General features: G+C 65.9%; 7 protein-coding genes and 1 pseudogene. All 8 read left to right on the top strand.

Annotated elements, in window-relative coordinates:
• Nucleotides 1-157 precede the first annotated feature (157 nt).
• Nucleotides 158-5563, top strand: a pseudogene (locus tag AN216_RS15370) (type I polyketide synthase); the annotation flags it as partial.
• 96 nt (nt 5564-5659) lie between these two features.
• Nucleotides 5660-7069, top strand: coding sequence for a cytochrome P450 (locus AN216_RS15365; protein WP_070197210.1), 1410 nt, complete (start codon nt 5660-5662; stop codon nt 7067-7069).
• 80 nt (nt 7070-7149) lie between these two features.
• Complete coding sequence (locus tag AN216_RS15360) at nt 7150-7728, top strand: DUF2867 domain-containing protein (RefSeq protein WP_070197209.1); 579 nt, start codon at nt 7150-7152, stop codon at nt 7726-7728.
• 120 nt (nt 7729-7848) lie between these two features.
• On the top strand, nt 7849-9009 hold the full coding sequence (locus AN216_RS15355) for an aminotransferase class I/II-fold pyridoxal phosphate-dependent enzyme (protein WP_170843131.1): 1161 nt from the start codon (nt 7849-7851) through the stop codon (nt 9007-9009).
• Between the two features lie 38 nt (nt 9010-9047).
• The gene (locus tag AN216_RS15350) at nt 9048-9935 is read left to right on the top strand and encodes an SDR family oxidoreductase (RefSeq protein ID WP_070197208.1); all 888 of its coding nucleotides are present in this window, start codon (nt 9048-9050) and stop codon (nt 9933-9935) included.
• A gap of 102 nt (nt 9936-10037) precedes the next feature.
• The gene (locus tag AN216_RS15345; protein WP_244502468.1) at nt 10038-18143 is read left to right on the top strand and encodes a type I polyketide synthase; all 8106 of its coding nucleotides are present in this window, start codon (nt 10038-10040) and stop codon (nt 18141-18143) included.
• A 12-nt stretch (nt 18144-18155) separates the two neighbouring features.
• Nucleotides 18156-19310: an acyl-CoA dehydrogenase family protein gene (locus AN216_RS15340; protein ID WP_070197325.1), complete on the top strand. Its 1155-nt coding sequence runs from the start codon at nt 18156-18158 to the stop codon at nt 19308-19310.
• A gap of 726 nt (nt 19311-20036) precedes the next feature.
• Nucleotides 20037-21683: an MFS transporter gene (locus AN216_RS15335; RefSeq protein WP_070197207.1), complete on the top strand. Its 1647-nt coding sequence runs from the start codon at nt 20037-20039 to the stop codon at nt 21681-21683.
• The last annotated feature ends 205 nt before the right edge of the window (nt 21684-21888 follow it).

Below are 21888 nucleotides of genomic sequence, written 5' to 3'. Positions count from 1 at the left end.
CCGTACGGCGTGGCGCTGATCGAGGCCGTGACAACTGCCCCGGTGAGGGCGGCGCTCGGCGGCATGACCAACAGGAACGTCTGCGCTCAAGGCGCTCGACACGGAGGTAACGCGAGATATGCCGAGTGAAGAGAACGACTTCGTCGAGGCCTTGCGAAAGTCGCTCAAGGAGACTGACCGGCTCCGTCAGGAGAACCGCCAGCTGCGAGCCAAGTCGAGTGAGCCGTTGGCGATCGTGGGGATGGCGTGCCGCTATCCAGGTGGTGTCACGTCACCAGAGGAGCTGTGGGAGTTGGTCGCGGAGGGCCGCGACGGCATCACACCGATGCCCACGGACCGCGGCTGGGATCCGGAGGGGATGTACGACCCGGACCCGGAACAGGCCGGCACGGTCAATGCTCGTGCTGGTGGGTTCGTGGAGGGTGTCGCGGATTTCGACGCGGAGTTCTTCGGGATCAGTCCGCGTGAGGCGATGGCGATGGACCCGCAGCAGCGGTTGATGTTGGAGTCCTCGTGGGAGGCGTTGGAGAACGCGGGTATTGATCCGACCTCGTTGCGCGGTACGGATACCGGCGTGTTCTGCGGTGTGATCACCTCGGACTACGGCGGGGAGCCTGCGCCGGAGTTGGAGGGTTATCGGCTCACGGGCAAATCGACAAGTGTGGTGTCGGGGCGGGTGGCGTACAGCTTTGGTTTTGAGGGGCCGGCGGTGTCGGTGGATACGGCGTGTTCGTCGTCGTTGGTGGCGTTGCACATGGCGTCGCGGGCGTTGCGGTCGGGTGAGTGCTCGATGGCGTTGGTGGGTGGTGTGACGGTGCTGTCTGGTCCGTTTCTCTTTGTGGAGTTTAGTCGGCAGCGGGGGTTGGCGCGGGATGGTCGGTGTAAGGCGTATTCGGCGGGTGCGGATGGGACGGGGTTCTCGGATGGTGTGGGTGTGTTGGTGGTGGAGCGGTTGTCGGAGGCGCGGCGTCGTGGGCATGAGGTGTTGGCGGTGGTGGCGGGTTCTGCGGTGAATCAGGATGGTGCGTCGAATGGGTTGACGGCGCCGAATGGTCCGTCGCAGGAGCGGGTGATTCGGGCGGCGTTGTTGAGTGCGGGTGTGGGGCCGGGTGGGGTTGATGTGGTGGAGGGGCATGGGACGGGGACGGTGTTGGGGGATCCGATTGAGGCGGGGGCGTTGTTGGCGACGTATGGGCGTGAGCGGGTGGGTGAGCCGTTGTGGTTGGGGTCGGTGAAGTCGAATATTGGGCATAGTTCGGCGGCTGCGGGTGTGGCGGGTGTGATCAAGATGGTGCAGGCGTTGCGGTATGGGGTGTTGCCGCCGACGTTGCATGTGGAGGAGGCGTCGCCGCATGTGGATTGGGATGCGGGTGGGGTGGCGTTGTTGCGGGAGTCGCGGGAGTGGTTGGTGGGGGTGGATGGTCCTCGTCGGGCGGGTGTGTCGTCGTTTGGGGTCAGTGGGACGAACGCGCACGTGATTATTGAGGAGGCTCCCGCTGTGGAGGGGGCTCCCGCGGTTGAGGGGGCTTCTGTTGTGGAGGGGGCTGCTGTGGAGGGGGTTGTTGTTGGGGGTGAGGTGGGTGTGGTGCCGGTGGTGCTTTCGGCGCGTAGTGAGGTGGCGCTTCGGGCGCAGGCCGCGCGGCTGGGTGAGCATCTGGCGGGGCGTCCGGATGTGTCGGTGGCGGACGTCGGCCTTTCAGAGGTATCCACCCGCGCTCAACTCGACCATTCCGTTGCGGTGGTGGCGAAGGACCGTCCGCAGTTGGCGGAGCGTCTGTCCGCGGTGGCTGCGGGAGAGATCGTGGCAGGCCTGTTCGAAGGCAGCACGGTGGGGGGCAAGACGGCGTTCCTTTTCTCTGGTCAGGGCTCCCAGCGTGCGCGGATGGGCGCGGGGCTCGCCGAGGTGTTTCCGGTGTTCGACCGAGCGTTGGACGAGGTGTGCGCGGAGCTGGACCTCCGCGTCGATCGCTCGGTGCGCGCGCTGCTGATGGCCGCCGAAGGATCGGCGGAAGCCGAGTTGTTGAACGACACGACGTTCACCCAGGTGGGGTTGTTCGCGGTAGAGGTCGCGCTGTTCCGGCTGGTCGAGTCACTCGGCATTGGCGCGGACTACCTGATGGGACATTCGGTCGGCGAGATCGTCGCCGCGCATGTCGCGGGCGTGCTGTCGTTGTCGGACGCGTGCGAACTCGTCGTCGCGCGCGGCAAGCTGATGGGAGCGTTGCCCTCCGGGGGCGCGATGGTGGCCGTGCAGGCGGAGGAGGCCGAGGTCACCGAGACACTGGCTCAGTTCTCCGGGCGGCTGGAGATCGCAGCAGTCAACGGACCGCGTGCCGTCGTGGTCTCCGGTGACGCCGCGGCCATCGATGCGTGGTTGCCCCAGTGGGATGGTCGCAAGACGTCCCGACTCCGTGTGTCGCACGCGTTCCATTCGCCGCGGATGGAACCCATGCTCGACGACTTCCGCAAGATCACGGAGAGCCTCACGTACGGAACGGCGACGATCCCGATCGTCTCCAACGTGTCCGGAAAGCTGGTTCCGGACGAAGTGGCGGATCCGGAGTACTGGGTGCGTCACGTGCGGCAGTCGGTCAAGTTCGCGGATGGTATGACCACCTTGCATGGTGCTGGTGTTCGTCGGTTCGTCGAACTGGGCCCGGACGCGGCCCTGAGCTCCATGGCACGCCAGTGCCTTGACGCCCTCGATGATCACGCCGCCGTCGTCCTGCCGACTCTGCGTGCACGTGACGCCGAGGACGAGAGGTTCGCCGGTTTCCTCGGTCAGGCACAGCTGACCGGCATCGCCGTCGACTGGTCGCGGTTCTATGCCGACACCGGAGCACGACGGGTCACGCTGCCGACTTACGCGTTCCAGAGCGAACGGTACTGGCTGTCCTCCGGCGGAGGGGCCGCAGCTCCGGCCGACGTGGGACTGACCCCCGTGGGGAATCCGATCCTGACCGGGGCCGTCCAACTCGGCGACCGCCAGGAATGGCTCTTCACGGGCCAAATCTCGGTCAGGACACAACCCTGGACCAACGATCACGTCGTACTCGGCGCCAGCGTCGTTCCCGGTAGCGCGTTCGTCGAGATGGCGCTCGCCGCCGGCGCACACGTGGGATCCCCGGTGGTGGACGAGCTGCTCATGGAGTCGCCCCTGCTGCTCGACGAGCACACCGTCTACTTCGTGCAGGTCACCGTAGGCGAGCCGGACACGGATGGTCGCAGGGAGATCACCATGTTCACCCGCGCCGAGGACGACGGGGAGACGGAGCGGGCCGCCACGTGCCATGCCCGTGGCTGGTTGGCCGTTGACTCCGCCGGGCTGCCCGAGGTCACGCAGGAGTGGCCCCCAGCTGGTGCGGAGGAGATCCCGGTCGATGGATGGTACGAACGGCTGGCCGACCTCGGCTACGACTATGGTGCGACCTTCCGTGACGCGCGGGCGGTATGGCGGATCGGACAAGACCTGTACGCCGAGATCGCGCTCCCCGGTGACACGACGAGCGCCGGATTCGGTATACACCCCGGGCTGTTCGATGCCGCGCTCCACATCGGACTGATTGATCGGCAGCCGGAAGAGCCCGTGTTGCTGCCGTTCCTGTGGTCCGGTGTCCGTCTCGAACAGCGCGCCATAACGAGCGGACGGGCCCGCATCATCGCGAAGGGTGACAACGCGGTGAAGCTCCTCGTCACCACCGAGGCCAACGAGCCGGTGCTCGGTGTGGACAAGCTTTCGTTGCGTCCTGTCGAGGCGGCACAGCTCAACCGTGCGAACGGGCTCGCACGACGTTGGCTGTTCGACCTGGACTGGGTGGAGGCCGGGAAGACGGGGCATCGAGATGTCGATGTCGCGATCATCGGTGACCTCGCGATGTCCGGTAGGCGTTATCCCGACCTGCTCATGCTTGAGGAGACGGCGTACGACGGCCTACCGGCGCCGGAGGTGGTCGTGGCCTCGGTCGAGACCCCCGCGGGCGAGCCGAACGAGGCGGCACGGGCGGCCGCGCACACGGCGCTTGAGTTGGTGCGGCAGTGGCTGATCAGCGACTTTCTCGCGGACTCGCGACTGGTGGTCGTGACCCGTAATGCGGTGGCGATCGGCGCGGAGACGGCGGACATGCCCCAGGCCGCTGTGTGGGGGCTGGTCCACAGTGCACAGTCCGAGCGTCCCGGTCGCTTCGTGCTCGTGGATGTGGACGGTGACGACGCACCGGCCTGGGCGGCGATGCTCGACCTGGACGAACCGCAACTGGCGCTGCGCGACGGCGAGCTGAGGGCCCCGCGGCTCGCTCGCGTGCCTGAGAAGGAACCCACGGAGCGCGCGTGGCCGGAACAGCTGGACACCGAGCGCCCGGTGTTGGTGACGGGTGGGACTGGTGGTGTGGGTGCGTTGGTGGCGCGGAGGTTGGCGGTGCGGGGTGTGCGGGAGTTGGTGTTGGTGAGTCGGCGTGGTGGGGAGGCGCCGGGTGTGGGTGCGTTGGTGGCGGAGTTGGGTGAGTTGGGTGCGGAGGTTCGGGTGGTGGCGTGTGATGTGTCTGATCGGGTTGAGGTGGCTGAGGTTGTGGCGTCGGTGGGTTCGTTGGGTGGGGTGGTGCATGCGGCGGGTGTGTTGGATGACGGCGTGGTGGAGATGTTGTCGGCGGAGCAGGTGGAGCGGGTGTTGCGTCCGAAGGTGGATGGGGCGTGGTATCTGCATGAGCTGACGGCGGGGATGGATCTGTCGGCGTTTGTGGTGTTCTCGTCGGTGGCGGCGTTGGTGGGTAGTCCGGGGCAGGCGAATTACGCGGCGGCGAACGCGGCGTTGGATGCGTTGGTGGCGAGGCGTCGGGCTGAGGGGTTGTCGGGGACGTCGTTGGCTTGGGGTTTGTGGGCGGAGGCGACCGGGATGACTGGTGAGTTGGGTGTGGAGGAGGTCGCGCGGCTGGAGCGGATGGGTGTGGCCGCGATGCCGGCCGACGACGCCCTGGACCTCTTCGACCACGCTCTTGGACTGAACCGGGCTTTGATCGCTCCGGTTCGGCTGGATACGCAGGCACTGCGCCGGCAGGCCAGTGCGGGCATGCTGCCTCCGCTGTTGCGGGGGCTGGCCGGCTCGACCAGCCCCACCCAGGCAGCGCGGTCGCTGGCCCAACGGCTTGCCGGCGTCGCCGAGGACGGTTGGTTCGACGTGGTGCTCCGGCTCGTACGCGAACAGGTTGCCGGCGTTCTCGGGTACGGCTCGCCGGAGTCGATCGAACCAGAGAGGGAGCTCCAGGAGTTGGGGTTCGACTCCCTGAGCGCGGTGGAACTCAGTAATCGGCTCAATCGCCTGACCGCGCTGCAGCTCGAGGGAACTCTCGTCTTCGACCATCCAACGCCGTACGCCATTTCCTCGCACCTGCTCACGATGGTGGCGACACCGGAGAGCACTGACAGCCCGTCGCCGCATGACGTCGACGGCGAGAACGAAGAGCAGGAGATACGTGCCCTGCTGGCCAGCGTCCCGATCGAAGACCTACGCGTGAGCGGAGCGCTGGACACCATCCGCGAGCTGGCAAAGGTACCGCCGACAACCAACTGACCGGACCGCAAGCTCCGAGCACGCCCGGAGCCGGCCGCACCGCGTGCCGGCTGGGAACGCCGGGATACGACATCGACCCGCAAGGAGTGAGTCATCATGGACATCCTCGACGACAGGAGCGAGCCCGAACCAGCGCGTTCGAGCACGCCGGCTTCCCGTATCCGGGGCCCGCGTACGCCCGGCACCGTCCAGGGCATGCAGCTGTTCGTATGGCCGACGAAGTACATGCGCCAGTGCCGGGACGCGTACGGCAAGCGGTTCGCGCTGAAGATCTTTCCCCAGGCGAATCTCTATGTGCTGTCGGACCCTGACGACATTAAGGAGATGTTCCTGGCGCCTCGGTCTTCTCTGCATACTGGAAGGGGCAGCGCGGCTCTCGAGAAGTTCTTCGGTCAGACCGGTCTGGCCTGGCTGGATGAGAAGGAACACCTGACCCGCCGCAAGCAACTGATGCCTTCGGTCAAGGGCAGCGCCCTCCGCAGGACCGAGGAACAGATCGGAGAGATGGCAAGGGAAGCGGTGGCGTCCTGGCCCCGCGACAGGGTCGTGCAGCTGCGCCCTTACGTTCATCGCTTCACGATCGAGGTGATCCGCGAGGTCGTCTTCGGCAAGTTCGTACCGTCGTGTTGGGACGAGTTGTTCGACGCCATATGGGACATGCTGAAGCTCAATGAGCGTGTGACGACCATGATCGAGACCCACAACATGTCGCCGTTCGGCGTGCGCATGCTCAGGGCGATTCGACCGCTCGGGCTCGACCGGTTCTTCAAAGATCGTGCGCGCGCGGACGCGCTGATCGCGCGGGCGGTCGCCGAGCGTATGGAGTCGGGAGAGCAGGGCGACGACATGCTCGCGGTGATGCTCGGCATCACTCGTGAGGACGGATCACCCCTCAGCGGTGTCGAGTTGCGGGACGAGATCATGACGATGTTCGTCGCCGGTACGGAGACCACAGCGGGTGGAATCTGCTGGGCGCTGGAACACCTCACACGCGCCCCGGCCATCCTCGAGCGCCTCCTGGACGAGATCGATGAGGGAGCTGACGACGCCTTTCTCACCGCCACCGTGCATGAGGTGCTCAGGCTGTGCCCGCCGAATCCGCAGATCATCCCGCGTGAGGTGATGAAGCCGATCGAGATCGGTGGGGTCCGCTACGATCCGGGGGACCAGTTGTGGGCCAGTGGTTACCTGCTGCATACCGATCCGGATGTGTATCCCGATCCCGACGTGTTCCGCCCCGAGCGCTTCCTCGGTGTAAAACCCGGCGCCTACACCTGGATACCCTTCGGTGGCGGGCATACTCGTTGTCTCGGAGACCGGATCGCCATTCTGGAATCCAAGGCGGTGCTCCGTGAAGTGCTCTTGACCTGCGAACTGAGTCGGCCTGACGCTAAACCGGATCCTGCGACGAGTAGAACTGTCACCATGACGCCGAAGCATGGTGCCCGACTTACTCTCAAGTCACGTGCACAGCAGGGGCGTACAGTCGGCGCCCGGGCGCGGTAACTAGTACCGGAAACTCTTATGGTGCCCGTATAGTTGCCATCCGTAGGAGCAGTTCCACCGCGGTGAGGAGTCGCCGAAAAATGAGAATCCCAAACTCCGAGTTCGTCGAGCGTCCCTGGCGAGTTCACGATTTTGTCAAGGACTTCGAGCTGGAGGACGTCTGGTCCTTGCCGACGCCCGGGGGCCCCGACGATCTCGAGCGGTTCGCCCGAGGGTTCACCGCTCCCGACACGAATGAGATCTCGAACTTCGCCACGAAGACGCTGTTCGCGATCCGTTGGCGGCTTGGGAAGCTGCTCGGGTGGGACCAGGATGACAAGGGCCTGAAGAAGCGCGTCGTTACCTTGCGCGACCGATTGCCAGAAGATCTGCGTGACGGGCCACGCGGGCCAGACTTCGCCTCAGTGCCGTTCCACTCGGTCTATCTGACGGACACCGAGTGGGTATCCGAGATCGCAAACAATACCGTGCACGGGTTGATGCACATCGGCTGGGTTTCCGACGGAGACGGAAAATACCACGGCCAGATGGCGGTGCTGGTGAAACCTAACGGAAAGCTCGGGAAATTCTACATGGCTGCGATCAAGCCACTTCGATCCTCCATCGTGTATCCGCAGTTGATCCGGTCGATCGGAAAGAGCTGGCCACAATACACCTGACGGTGGCCGGTGCGCATCCCTTTGAGTACACATGAACTTCCCGCATGAGGAACGAGGTCGTCCGCAATGACAGCGATGCCAGGTTGGAACTTCGACAAGTTCGCTGAAGGAATCAGGGCGATGGGCGTCAATGACGTGCCACTCTCTGGGGTGATCCCGGGGGCTGTGCATGGCACGGACGAATTGATCACGAATTTCGCTTCGGTGAACTTCCTGAACCTCCAGCGCCGCGCCGACGTCATGGACTGTCTTGTCGACGCGACTCGGCAGTACGGGCTCGGAAGCGGTGGCACGCGTGTCATCCAGGGCATCACACCGGCCCACGTCGATATGGAACAGACGGTCGCGCGCTACCTGAACAAGGAAGCGGCGATCAGTTTCGCGACCGGAACGGTGGCCAACATCGGCTTCATCAACGCGATGGCGGGTACGCAGCAGTTCATGCAGGGGCTCGCGATGGTGAATCGCGATGTCGTCTTCGTGTACGACCGGGATGCGCATTGGTCGCTGTGGAAGGCGGCCGAAGGTCTGAAGTTCGGCGAGCGCTTGTTCTCGTTCCAGCACAACTCAGTGGAGAGCCTCGAGGAGGTTCTCAGGAAGCTGCGTGGCAAGCGCGTCGTCGTCGTGTTCGAATCGGTGTACTCGATTGATGGCACGGTCGCCCCGATGCACGAACTGGTCGACCTGTGCGAACGGTACGGCGCACTGTCCTACGTCGATGATGCGAACGGTTTCCTGGTCTACGGACCGCCGAACCGGAATTTCCATGTCGAGTACGAGGGCATGCTCCGGGCGACCTTCATCATGGTGTCGATGAAGAAGGCAGTCGGCCTTGAGGGCGGCCTCATCGCAGGTCCGAAGGACGCGATCGACTCCTTCGAACTCATCTCCGGAGCCAGTTCGTTCACCGCGGGTGTGTTGGCGCCGGCCGCGGCCGGAACCGCGTATATCACCCGGCTGCTGGCGTACGAGGAGCCGCAGATCGTCGACGACTACCTGGCCAAGGTAGCGGACTTCCGAAGCCGCCTGCTCGACGTTGAGCTGCCGATCACCGACACCGCGACATGCTTCACCTCGGTCGTCGTGGGTGACGAGGCCAAGTGCGTCGAGCTGTACAACGCGTACCTGGAGCAGGGAATACGTGTGCCGCCGTACCTCTATCCCGCGGCGCGGCGCGGCGGTGCGGTACTCCGCATCATTCTCAACGCAGGGCATACCGAGGAACAGATCGAGCATTTCATCGAGGTATCGAAGAACTTCCGCGACCAGAAGATGCTCTGACGGGGTAGTACGGGTTTCCGGGGGAGAGTCTGAAACCGATGAACCTGCACCGTAGAAAGCGGTCGGCCAGGTATGTCGGCCCGGACACGCACGCGATCATCACCGGGGGTTCGAGTGGCATTGGTCTGGCCACCGCGCGGCAACTCGCTCGACGTGGCGCACGGGTGTCGCTGATCGCGCGCACGAAGTCCGGGTTGGACAGAGCGGCGGCTGAGCTCGAGTCACACGGTGCCACCGTGGTGACGGCCGCGGTAGACGTGTCCGACCGGATCGCGGTGGATGGGGCGGTCGCGGAACTCGTCAGCAGACAGGGTGTGTGTGACGTCCTGGTGACCGCGGCGGGGATAACCCATCCAGGATATTTCCGGGAACTGGCGGACGAGCCATTCCGCGAGGTCATGGACACGAACTACTTCGGCACACTGTGGCCGATCCGGTCCGTGGTGCCGTCGATGATCGAACGGGGGAACGGTCGGGTCATCGGAATTTCGTCGATCATCGGAATGTACGGGACATTCGGCTACACCGCAGTCAGCCCAGCGAAGTTCGCGATTCGTGGGCTGTTCGAATCGCTGCGGGACGAGTTGACTCCGTACGGCGTGCATGTGGGGTACATCTGCCCACCAGACGTGGACACACCGCACTTCGCCTACGAACAGCCGCTACTGCCTGATGAATACAAGGAGTTCGCGAGTGCCATGGCGGTGCTGCCGCCCGAGCGCGTCGCGACCGCGGTCGTACGGAGTATCGAACGCCGCAAGACGCGGATGGTGCTCGGAACGGCGAACCGCGTGGCCGTCGCCACCTTCGGCCTGATCCCCAGCGCGCTTCATTGGTACGTCGACCGCGTCGTCCGGAAGGTACGCCGCCGTCGCCATCACCATCGCCGTCGTAAAGCCGCCGGTCGGGCGACACAGCAAGTTTGATCGAGATGGCTGGCCGTAAACGGAGCCGGCCCGTGGCCCAGTGGGCCAGAGATGTGTGCCGGGCGCGCATGTTCGGCGTCGGCAGGGAGGGGTTGGGAACTGATGCAGATGAACGACGTCGAAGGCCCGGCGGACGGCTGGCCGGAAGAGGCCGTCGCGGTGGTGGGAATGTCATGCCGTGTCCCTGGTGCCGAGACTCTCCAGGCGTTCTGGAGAATGCTGGCTTCCGGTGAGGATGCACTGACGGAGGCGCCCGAGGACCGGTGGTACGACATTCCAGACCTGGCGCGGTACCGCAGGGGTGGATTCGTCGAACGCGTCGCCGACTTCGACGCGGAGTTCTTCGGGATCTCCCCGCGCGAGGCCGCGGCGATGGACCCGCGGCAGCGGATGGCGCTGGAGTTGAGCTGGGAGGCCTTGGAGGACGCTGGTGTACCACCCGAGGAGCTGCGTGGTACCGACACGGCGGTCTTTCTCGGCGCCTCCGGCGACGACTACGCGTCGTTGGTTCAGCAGTACGGGGCAGACGCGGTGTCGCATCACTCCCTGGCCGGTCTAAGCCGGGGGCTGATCGCGAACCGTGTCTCGCACCGGTTCGGACTCAACGGCCCGAGTCTGTCCGTGGACACCGTGCAGTCCTCCTCTCTGGTCGCGATCCACCTGGCAGCTGAGAACGTACGCTCGGGTGCGACGCGGCTGGCTCTGGCCGGAGGAGTGCACCTGAACCTGGTGCCCGGCAGCACGTTGGCGCTCGCACGTGCAGGCGCACTGTCCCCGGATGGCCGCAGCCACACCTTCGACGCCCGGGCGAACGGCTTCGTGCGGGGTGAGGGCGGCGGAGTCGTAGTGCTCAAGCGACTGGGGGACGCCGTCGCGGACGGTAACCCGGTCTACTGCGTGCTGCTGGGCGGTTCCGTCAATCACGACGGCGACAGCCAGGAGCTGACGGTTCCGGACCGTGGTGCCCAACTGGCTCTGCTACGGGACGCGTACGAACGGGCCGAGGTCGATCCCCGGTGGGTGCAGTATGTCGAACTGCACGGCACGGGTACGCCCGTCGGCGACCCCGTGGAGGCGACCGCCCTGGGTGAGGTGCTGGGTTCGGCCAGGGAAGGCCAACGACCCCTGCTCGTGGGGTCCGTGAAGACGAACATCGGGCACCTCGACGCCGCCGCCGGAGTGGCGGGCCTGATGAAGGTCGCCTTGTCGATCAAGAAGGGGCTGCTTCCAGCGAGCCTCAACTTCGCCGAACCGAACCCGTCGATCCCCCTTGAGCAGTGGAACCTCGACGTGAACGCCGCCGCGGGCCCATGGCCGGACGACGGACCCGGCATCGCCGGCGTCAGCTCCTTTGGCGTTGGCGGCGCGAACTGCCACCTGGTGGTCGGGGCCCCGCCCCGCGAGCGGTCGAGCGACGTGGTACCCGACGCACGATGTCCCGTACCGGTGCTGGTATCCGGAAAGTCCGCTGGCGCGTTGCGCGCGCAGGCGGCACGTCTGCGCGACTGGCTGGGCGCGGGCGAGGACCTGGCGGTTAACGATGTTGGTTTCTCCACCGTGACGACACGGAGCAGTTTGAAGCATCGCGGTGTGGTGCTGGCCGCCCATCACGCCGAACTGGCCGAGGGACTCGATGCCCTGGCCGCCGGTCTACCCGCCGCCAATGTCGTCGAAGGCGCAGACACCGCTGGTCCCGGAGTGGTGTGGGTGTTCCCCGGGCAGGGCTCTCAGTGGGTCGGCATGGCGCTCGAACTATGGGATTCCTCAGCGGTCTTCGCCGCCCGGATGGCCGAGTGCGAAGAGGTGTTGCGCGGTCTCGTCGACTGGTCCCTGCGGGAGGTACTGGGCGATGAGGAGGCGCTGGCACGCGTCGACGTCGTCCAACCGAGCTTGTTCGCCGTGATGGTGTCGCTCGCGGAGGTGTGGCGTTCGGCCGGCCTTGAGCCCCAGGCTGTCGTGGGGCACTCGCAGGGAGAGATCGCGGCGGCCTGCGCCGCGGGCATCATCTCGCTGACTGATGGTCTGCGCCTGGTGGTCGGACGAAGCCGGGCTGTTCGCGCGGGTCTGTCGGGCGAGGGGGCCATGGCGTCGCTGGCGGTGCCGGCGGCGGATGTCGACACGGACCGTGTCGCGCTCGCGGCGGTGAACGGTCCGGAGGCGGTCGTGATCTCGGGTGAGGTGGACGCCGTTCGCGAGGTCGTGGCCGAGCACGAGGCACGGGGCATCCGCGCCAGAGTGATCCGGGTCGACTACGCGTCCCACTCCAGCCACGTCGAGCGCGTCCGGGACGAGGTCCTCGCCGTGGCCTCGGAGGTCGCGACGACCGACAGCGGCGTCGCATTCTACTCGACCGTGAGTGGTACCCGGATGGAACCCGCCGACATCGACGCGGAGTACTGGTACCGGAACCTGCGCGAGCCGGTACGTTACGCCGACGCGATCGCCGTACTCACGGAGCTGGGGCACACGGTGTTCCTCGAGATCAGCCCACACCCGGTGCTGACCGCTCCGATCTCGGACATCGCGCAGGGCGTGCTCGTACAGGGCACGTTGCGCAGGGGGGAGGACCAGGTCCGCCGCCTGTTGCTGTCCATGGCCGAGCTGTTCACCCAGGGTGTGCCGATCGACTGGCGGCCGATGTTCGAGAACGCCACGCGGGTGCCGTTGCCGACCTATGCCTTCCAGCGCAAGCGGTACTGGGTCGACGGCGCCATCGCCGATCCCCCCGCGTTCCCAGCGACGACCGGCTCCCCGGTGGAGGAGCAGCGCGCGGACACGCTCACCGATCGGGAACTGTCGACCGTCGTGAGCGCTCACGCGGCGGTGGTACTCGGACTGGCCGGCCCTCATGAGGTCGATGAGGCCAGCACCTTCAAGGATCTCGGTGTCGACTCCGTGACGGCTGTCGAGCTGAGCACTCGGCTCAACACCGCGCTCGGCGTACGCGTGCCAACCTCACTGGTTTACGATCACCCGACGCCGGCCGCGGTCGTACGGCACCTCAGCGGCCTGCTGTCCGGTGCGGGTCCCGATGACCGCGCGTGGACACCACCCTCCGCCACCAACTCCGACGAGCCGATCGCGATCGTCGGCATGGGCTGCCGGTACCCAGGTGGTGTCACGTCGCCTGAGGACCTGTGGCGGCTGGTCGCCGACAGTACCGACGCGATCACGCCGTTCCCCGACGACCGGGGTTGGTCCACGGCGGATGCGGACTACCCCACCGTCGGCGGGTTCCTGTCCGAAGCGGGTGGGTTCGACGCGGGCTTCTTCCACATCAGCCCACGTGAGGCGCTGGCCATGGACCCGCAGCAGCGGCTGGTGCTCGAGGTGGTCTGGGAGGCGTTCGAGCGTGCCGGACTGGACCCCGCCTCGATGCGCGGTCACCGAACCGGTGTCTTCCTCGGTGCGATGAGTCAGGACTACCTGCCACGTATGGCCGAGGTCCCGCACGACCTGGCCGGACACGCCTTGACCGGTAGCGCCTCCAGTGTCATCTCCGGTCGGGTGGCCTACACGCTGGGCCTGGAGGGGCCTGCCCTGACCGTCGACACCGCATGCTCGTCGTCATTGGTGGCACTGCACCTGGCGGCTCAGTCGTTGCGTTCCGGAGACAGCGACCTGGCACTGGCGGGCGGCGTCACCGTCATGTCGACGCCCGGCATCTTCGTGGAGTTCTCCAGGCAGGGTGGGATCGCCACTGACGGCCGATGCAAAGCGTTCTCCAGCGATGCCGACGGTACCGGGTGGTCGGAAGGCGTCGGCGTGATCGTACTCGAGCGATTGTCCGCGGCCCGGCGTAACGGCCATAACGTACTCGCGGTGCTCCGCGGAAGCGCGGTCAACCAGGACGGCGCGAGCAACGGGCTCACGGCGCCGAACGGCCCGGCGCAGGAACGCGTGATTCGACAGAGCCTTGCCAACGCCGGTCTCTCCACACGGGACGTCGACGCGGTGGAGGCGCACGGCACGGGTACTCAACTCGGGGACCCGATAGAGGCGCAGGCCCTGCTGGCCACTTACGGCAGGGACCGGACCGATCCCCTTCTGCTGGGGTCGATAAAGTCCAACATCGGGCACACTCAGGCCGCTGCTGGCGTGGCCGGCGTGATCAAGATGGTGGCCGCGATGCGCACCGGTGTACTGCCTCGTACGTTGCACGTTGACGAGGCGACACCGCACGTCGACTGGTCAGCGGGCGCGCTGGAGTTGCTGACCGAGCAACGCGAGTGGCCTGAGCAGGACAGGCCGAGGAGAGCAGCGGTGTCCTCGTTCGGTATCAGCGGTACCAACGCGCACGTCGTCCTCGAGCACGTCGCACGGGAGACCCCCGAAGAGCCGGCCGCTGAGAATGGCGGGCCGATCGTGCCCTGGCTCGTGTCGGCGCGTACGGACTCGGCCCTGGCCGCACAGGCGCGACGGCTGCGGGCGGTGGTGTGTCAGGAACCAGAGCCCGGAGTCGCGGATGTCGCGGCGACGTTGGCCACCGGACGGGCGGCGTTCGACCAGCGCGCGGTGGTACTTGGCGCGGAGCGGACGGAACTGGCCTCGGGCCTGGACGCGCTAGTGGCCGGCGGACGCGCGCACGGTCTGGTCACGGGCACGGCGTCCCGTACGCCGGACGTCGGCTTTCTGTTCACCGGTCAGGGCAGTCAGCGCCTGGGGATGAGTCGTGAACTGGCGCTGCGATTCGACACCTTCGCGGCCGCCTGGAATGAGGTGTGCGCAGAGTTCGAGCCGTTGTTGGCGCACCCCATCGAAGCCGTGGTGGCCGCGGAGGAGGGTTCCGAACTCGCGGCGGTGCTGGACGAGACGGCGTTCACGCAACCGGCCTTGTTCGCCTTCGAGGTGGCGGCGTTCCGGTTGCTCGAATCACTCGGTGTCCGGCCGTCCGTGCTCGTCGGGCACTCGATCGGCGAGCTTGCGGCAGCGCACGTAGCCGGGGTGTTCACGCTCTCCGACGCGGCTCGGCTCGTCGCCGCCCGCGGACGCCTCATGCAGGAGTTGCCTCCCGGTGGTGCGATGGTGGCGATCCAGGCCGACGAGGAAGACGTACACGCCGCGCTCGAGGAATGCGCGGACTCGGTGTCAGTGGCGGCCGTCAACGGCCCCTACTCCACGGTGATATCTGGCGACAGCGACGAGGTGGCCGAGGTCGAGGCGATGTTCGCGGGAGCGGGGCACAAGACCCAATGGCTCCGCGTCTCGCACGCCTTCCATTCGCCGTTGATGCAGCCGATGCTCGCCGAGTTCGAGAAGGTGGCGAACTCGGTGGAGTACGCGGCACCCGCACTGCCGGTTGTCTCCAACATCAGGGGCACGGTGGCCGCTCCCGGAGAGATCGACTGCCCGGAGTACTGGGTCCAGCATGTCCTTGCTGGCGTGCGATTCGCGGACGGAGTACGTACGGCGGTGTCGGCGGGAGCCGAGGTGCTCGTCGAGGTCGGGCCGGACGGGGTGCTGGCCGCCATGGCACAGGAGACGCTCGCCGAGATCGCTGCCGACACCGTCGTGGTGCCCGTTGCCCGTAAGGGGCGGTCGGAGGAGCGTTCGTTCGTCGAAGCGCTGGCACGCCTGCACGTCACGGGTGTCCAGGTGGACTGGGCTGCCTACCTGACAGCGGTTGGTGCTGATGGCGGACTCGTGGACCTGCCGACCTACCCCTTCGAACGGCAGCGTTACTGGGCGGCGGCGGAAGCGCCCCGGGGGGCCGACGCCAGCGCCGGAGGTCTGACCGTCGTGGAGCATCCGTTCCTCGCGTCGATGGCCGAACTCGCCGTCGATGACCGGATCGTGTTCACCGGCGGTGTCAGTCCGGTGGTCGAGCCCTGGCTGAGCGATCACCGGGTGTTGGGCCACGCGGTGATTCCCGGTACCGCGTACGTCGAGATGGCGTGGCAGGCCGCCGGAGCCGCTGAGCTGGGGCGAATCGACGAGCTCACCCTGCACGAGTCGTTGCCGACCGGCGCGGGTGCGCCGGACGTACGGCTGCAGGTCACCGTTGGCACGCCCGACGACTCCGGCAGGAGGTCCCTCGACATCCATTCGCGGGGGGCGGGAGAACGCTCCTGGACGCGCCACGCCTCAGGCGTCCTCGGCGTCGAGCCGTGCGTGCCCGAAGCGGCGGAACCACGGACGGACGCCGAACCGGCGATGCCGGAGGACTTCTACCCGAACCTCGTCAAGCGCGGGTACGAGTACGGCCGCGCTTTCCAGGGCCTCCAGAGACTGTGGCGGGAGGGTGACACGGTCCACGGGGACGTGCGGCTCGCTGACGACGTGCCACACGCAGGACCGTCATCCGGGTTTGCCCTGCATCCGGTGCTGTTCGACGCCGCGCTGCACCCGCTCCTGGAGCTGTTTGGCCAAGCGGATGATCCGGGCCGCGTCCTGCTGCCCTACTCCTGGTCCGGCGTCACCTTCCACGGCGGCCCCGCGGGCACAGACGTGCGGGTCAGCGCGACGCGTATCGGAATCAATGAGGCGTCGCTGTCGATCACCGCCACGGATGGCACGCCGGTGCTGTCGGTGACTTCACTGGCGTTCCTACCGGCGTCAGCGGGCCAGCTGACGAGGCAATCCACGGAGGACTCGTTGTTCCTCCTCGACTGGAAGGTGGCCGAGGAGTCTGAGGGCGCCGGGAGCGGGGACTTCGCCGTGACTCATGTCGCCGCGAGCGGGGGTGAGGACGCGGCGGAGGTAGCCCGAGCGACCGTGCACGAGGTACTCGGCCAGGTGCGTACCTGGCTCGAGGACGACACTCGCCGTGTGCTCGTGACGCGCGGCGCCGTCGCGATCAGTGCGGATGAGCAGCCCGACTTGGCGCTCGCGTCCGTCTGGGGACTGCTGCGATCCGTGCAGGCGGAGCACCCGGGGCGGTTCCTTCTGGTGGATACCGATGACGCCTCGCCTGCGGCGCTGGAGAGGCTGGACGTCTCCGAGCCGCAGGTCGCTATCCGCGATGGCCGAATGTACGTGCCTCGCCTGGCCCCCGCCGAGCCCGCGCCGGTTACACCCGCATGGGCGGAGGGGACGGTGCTGGTCACGGGTGCCACTGGTGCGCTGGGGTCGTTGACCGCTCGCCATCTGGTGGTCGAGCACGGTGCTCGCCGGCTGCTGATGCTCAGTCGGCGTGGGGTATCCGCCCCGGGGGCTCGGGAACTCTCCGTGGAGCTGGCCGCGTTCGGTGCCGAGGTGATCCACGAGGCCTGCGACGTCTCCGACCGGACGGCTCTTGCGGCACAGCTGGAGCGTATCCAGCTCGAAGCTCCACTGAGCGCAGTGGTACATCTGGCCGGGGTCGTGGCGGACGCCAGTGTCGAGAACCTGACTCCCGAGATGGTTGACCGGGTGTTCCAGCCGAAGGTCGACGCGGCTTGGCATCTACACGAACTGACGAAGGGCCTGAACCTCTCGCAGTTCGTGCTGTACTCCTCGGTCGCCGGCACGTTCGGTACTCCCGGGCAGGCGAACTACGCCGCCGCCAACGCGTTCCTCGACGGACTCGCGGCGCACCGGCGCGCTACCGGTCTGACCGCTGTCTCCCTGGCGTGGGGCCCCTGGGAACTGGGCATGGCTGGCGCGCTTGGTGAGGCCGAGTTGCGACGGTTTCGACGGAGCGGGCTCGCACCGGTATCCGAGGCCGAGGGCACCACGCTGTTCGATGCCGCACTTAACCTGGGCCGGCCGTTGGCCGTGCCGGCGGTCATGGATCGGGCCGCGTTGCTGGAGCAGGACACCGTGCCCCTGCTGTTCCGCGACCTGGCCGTTCCTCGAGCCGTCCCCACCACACCGCGGGAGCAGTGTGATGACGTACCGCCGATCGTGCGCAGGCTGGCGGAACGCGTTCCCGAAGAGCGGGTGGAGGAAATGCTGGCGCTGCTGATGACGACCACGGCGGTCGTGCTCGGCTATCCGTCGATCGAGGACATCGACAGTGCCATGACGTTCCAGGAGATCGGCTTCGACTCGCTGAGCGGCGTTGAGTTCCGGAACCAGGTCAAGCAGGACACCGGCGTGGACCTCCCAGCCACGATCATCTTCAACTATCCGACCCCGGATGCCCTGGCACACCACCTGGTGGAGCGGGCCTTCGGCGCCGATGAACCGGCAGCGGAACAACCGGACAGCACGATGACCGATGGGCTTGATGAGGAGATCGACGGTCTCGACGTCGATGCTCTCATCCAACGAACCCTCTCTCAGTGATTGGAGGATCTGATGAAGTCAGAGGACCTGAAGACGGTTCGCCGCTTTGTGCGCGAAGAACTCGCAGCGGACGGCACGATGGACACCTTGGCGGAGAAGCCGCACGACGTCTATGAGAAGTTCCGCGGTACCGGACTGGCCAACTGGTGGTTGCCCGAGGAACTCGGCGGTCACGGGGCCGACCTCGAGGACAGTGTGGAGATCGTCAACGAACTCTCCTACGGCGACGCTGGCGTGGCGTTCACGCTGTTCATCTCGATCCTCGGGACCACCATGGTCCAGCTCTACGGATCCGACGAACTCAAGCAGCGATATCTCGCCCCCATGACGGCGAACGGCGGCTTCTGCGCGACACTCGGAAGCGAGCGAGCCTCGGGCAGCGAACTGAGCAAGATCGAAACCGTCGCCACCAAGGAGGGCGGGGACCTTGTCCTGACGGGTGAGAAGTTCTTCTCCACCAACACGGACTTCGCCGACTTTCTCGTCGTTCTCGCGCGCTCGGCGGACAACCCCGAGGATTATCTCGCGGTCGTGGTACCGAGGGACACTCCCGGGGTTGAGATCGTCAAGCGCTGGGACGTCATTGGGCTGCGCGCGTCGCACACGTACCAGGTCTCGCTCGACCAGGTACGTGTGCCCGCGGAGAATCGTCTCGAGGGCTCGGGCCTGCGCCTGCTCGAGATCGGGTTGAACGCCAGCCGCATCCTCATCGCCGCAACCGCGCTCGGCATCGCCCGGCGTGTACGGGACCACTGCATGGTCTTCGCGAAGACCAAGCCCTTCCGGGACGGAACCTTGCTGGACAGTCCGGTCTTCGCACAGCGGCTCGGCCAGATGGAGATGCAGATCGACGTCATGAAGAGCCACCTGCTCCGGTCGGCTCAGGACTTCGATGCTGTCATGGAAGGCGATGAACCCGCGGAGGTGTTTCGCAAGCAGGGTACGCTCAAGTCAGCACTCACTGCGAAGATGTTCTGTGGCCAGGCTGGCTGGGATGTCGCCAGCGTTGGCTCTGAGATGTTCGGTGGCCTCGGCTACACCAACGATCATCCCATCGGAAAGTTGCTTCGTGACATCCGGTACGTGTCCGTCGTCGAAGGCGGGGACGACGTTCTGCGAGAGCTCGTATTCGGACGATACGTGGTTCCGGTTCCACGCAGGACGTAAGCCGCTTCAGGTTCTTGGCGGCGCGGAGCGGAAGCCCGCCAGGTGATTGGGCTGACAGTCGGTCAACAGTCGTAGCCCTTACCTTCTGACGTAAAGCGGCTATGGTTAAGGATTGAACAATCATCCTGGGAAACCGTCAATTGGTGACATATGTGACCTGCTGGATCACGGACGACAGCGCACTCTACGTGCTCATCCAATGGCGTGCTGTCGCATGTTCTGGCGGTTCCCGTCGCGGGTGACAGAAAGTTGCCGCACCGCATGCTGCGCGGCAGGCGCGACCGGGCAATCTGGAAGCGCTGCGGTACGGGTGTCGGCCACGGGTGCAGTTTCTTGCCAAAATCCTGCAACCACACCGTGTTGAGCGCGGTCGTGGATACTGTGTGCCTCAGGGCTGCTGCGAATTTCGGGGTCTACGCCGGATGGAAGACATCGCGAGCAGTGATATCGCGCTTCGTTCGGAGTGGCTATCGCAGCGGTAGGCGGGGTGGGATTTTGGCGCTGCTCAGCTCCTGTCGTTCGCCAGTCACTGCCCGAGCACTGGATGACACTCGGAGGGGATTCAGTCACGCAGTCGGGAGTTGAGAAGTCGACGTGCCAGAACTTGAACCTTGTACAGGTACACAGCGGCGTTCGCACATGGGCTGGTTTCGGGCCGGCAGGCATGAGTGGAAGGTGCGACCGCTGCGATGCTGTCTTCTGAGGCGGCATTAAGGGGAGTACTGAATGAATGTCAACACCGCGGGAAGGGACACTCCGCGGAAAGCTGGGATACGCGAGTGGCTGGGTCTTGCTGTGCTCGCCTTGCCCACGCTCCTACTGTCGATCGATGTCACCGTCCTGAACCTCGCTCAACCCAGCCTGGCCGCTGACCTGGACGCGAGTTCCAGCGAGGCATTGTGGTTCATCGACGTGTACGGCTTCATCGTCGCTGGTTTCCTGGTGACTATGGGGAACCTCGGTGATCGTATCGGTCGTCGTCGGTTGATGATGATCGGGGCCCTGGGCTTCGCCGCCGCGTCGGTACTCGCGGCGTACTCCAGTACCCCGGAAATGTTGATCTTCGCACGGGCGTTGCTTGGATTCTTCGGGGCGACGCTCATGCCCGCGACGCTCGCGTTGATCAGCAACATGTTCACGGATCCGAGACAGCGTGCGCAGGCGATCGCCGTGTGGGCCGGCTGCTTCGCGTCCGGAGTGGCGATCGGCCCGGTCGTCGGTGGAGTGCTGCTGGAGTGGTTCTGGTGGGGCTCCGTCTTCTTGATCGCCGTGCCGGTCATGCTGTTGCTTCTGGTCGCGGCGCCGCTTCTCCTGCCCGAGTACCGTGATCCGAATCCACGTCGGCTCGATGTGTTGAGCGTTCTGTTCTCGCTGGTCGCGGTGATACCGGTGATCTGGGGGATCAAGCGGCTCGCCGAAGACGGAGTGTCTTGGCAGCCCATGGCCGCCGTGGTCGTCGGGTTCGTGTTCGGCGCCCTGTTCGTGTTCCGGCAGCGCCGCCTGGCTGATCCGCTGTTGGACATCAGGTTGTTCAGTGATCGTTCGTTCAGCGCTGCCCTCGTGGTGCTCTTGATCGGCGTGGGAGTCAGCGGTGGCGCCTATCTATACCTCTCCCAACACCTACAGCTCGTTGAAGGCAAGGAGCCGATGTATGCGGGGCTGTGGCTGTTGCCCTCGGCCGTGGCGTTGATGATCACTGCAGGGTCGTCACCTCCACTGACGAAGTGGGTACGTCCCGGGTATCTCGTTGGCGCGGGTCTGCTTATGTCCGCTCTGGGCTACATCCCGCTCATGACCCTGCATCCCGACTCGGGCATGGTTCCCGTGGTCGTGGCGATGTCGGTGATCTTCGGTGGTCTCGGTCCGGTGTTCGCTCTCGGTACCGACCTGGTTGTGGGTGCTGCACCACCCGAACGTGCGGGGTCCGCGGCGGCCATGTCGGAGACAGCGCTCGAGCTCGGGCTCGCGCTGGGCGTGTCGATCCTCGGTAGCGTCGGCGCGTCAGTGTTCCGTGGCGCGTTGGTTGGCTCGGATCCGGTAAGCGCGTTGCCGACCGGGGCCGCGCATGACGCGAGCGAGACGCTGGCGGGGGCGTTGGCGGTCGCTGGGCAGTCGCCACCGGAGATTGCCCAGCCGTTGTCGAATCTCGCTTTCGACGCGTTCACGGACGGTTTCAACGTTGCGTCGATCGTATGCGGAGTAGTCGTCGCGGTAGTCGCCGTGGCGAGCTTCCGCTTCCTCCGGGACGTGCGCCCGGCGGAAGCGGAAGGGAGTTCCTTCGAAGGGGTTGTGGATTCCGCTGAACAGGAACCGCTTCATTCGGAACGGTCCGCCGATTCTTCTGAGGAGCCCGCGGCCGTACGCAACACGTGATGACAGTGAGTCCGGGTCGTCTCCTACCGGGGTGTTGGGGTGACACTTCGGTGGGAGACACTCCCGGACGCAGTAGCCAGTGCAGCCAGGATATTTTGTCTTCCTGCGAAGCTAGAAATGGGAACAATTAGATGCCCGCATGAGTATGTGTCGCGAGTCGCCACCATAAACATTGGTGGCAGATAGTCGCGCAGATACGGAGTCG

This window comes from Streptomyces oceani (assembly GCF_001751245.1).
In the GTDB taxonomy this organism is placed as follows: Bacteria; Actinomycetota; Actinomycetes; order Streptomycetales; family Streptomycetaceae; genus Streptomyces; species Streptomyces oceani.
The sequence above is the reverse complement of the archived record's forward strand: the minus strand, read 5'-3'. Positions and strand labels throughout refer to the sequence as shown.

Excerpts from the sequence above, each read along its gene's own strand:
- AN216_RS15355 (WP_170843131.1), top strand. The coding sequence starts at position 7,849 with ATGGGCGTCAATGACGTGCCACTCTCTGGGGTGATCCCGGGGGCTGTG.
- AN216_RS15340 (WP_070197325.1), top strand. The coding sequence starts at position 18,156 with ATGAAGTCAGAGGACCTGAAGACGGTTCGCCGCTTTGTGCGCGAAGAA.
- AN216_RS15345 (WP_244502468.1), top strand. The coding sequence starts at position 10,038 with ATGCAGATGAACGACGTCGAAGGCCCGGCGGACGGCTGGCCGGAAGAG.
- AN216_RS15360 (WP_070197209.1), top strand. The coding sequence starts at position 7,150 with ATGAGAATCCCAAACTCCGAGTTCGTCGAGCGTCCCTGGCGAGTTCAC.
- AN216_RS15365 (WP_070197210.1), top strand. The coding sequence starts at position 5,660 with ATGGACATCCTCGACGACAGGAGCGAGCCCGAACCAGCGCGTTCGAGC.
- AN216_RS15335 (WP_070197207.1), top strand. The coding sequence starts at position 20,037 with ATGAATGTCAACACCGCGGGAAGGGACACTCCGCGGAAAGCTGGGATA.
- AN216_RS15350 (WP_070197208.1), top strand. The coding sequence starts at position 9,048 with ATGAACCTGCACCGTAGAAAGCGGTCGGCCAGGTATGTCGGCCCGGAC.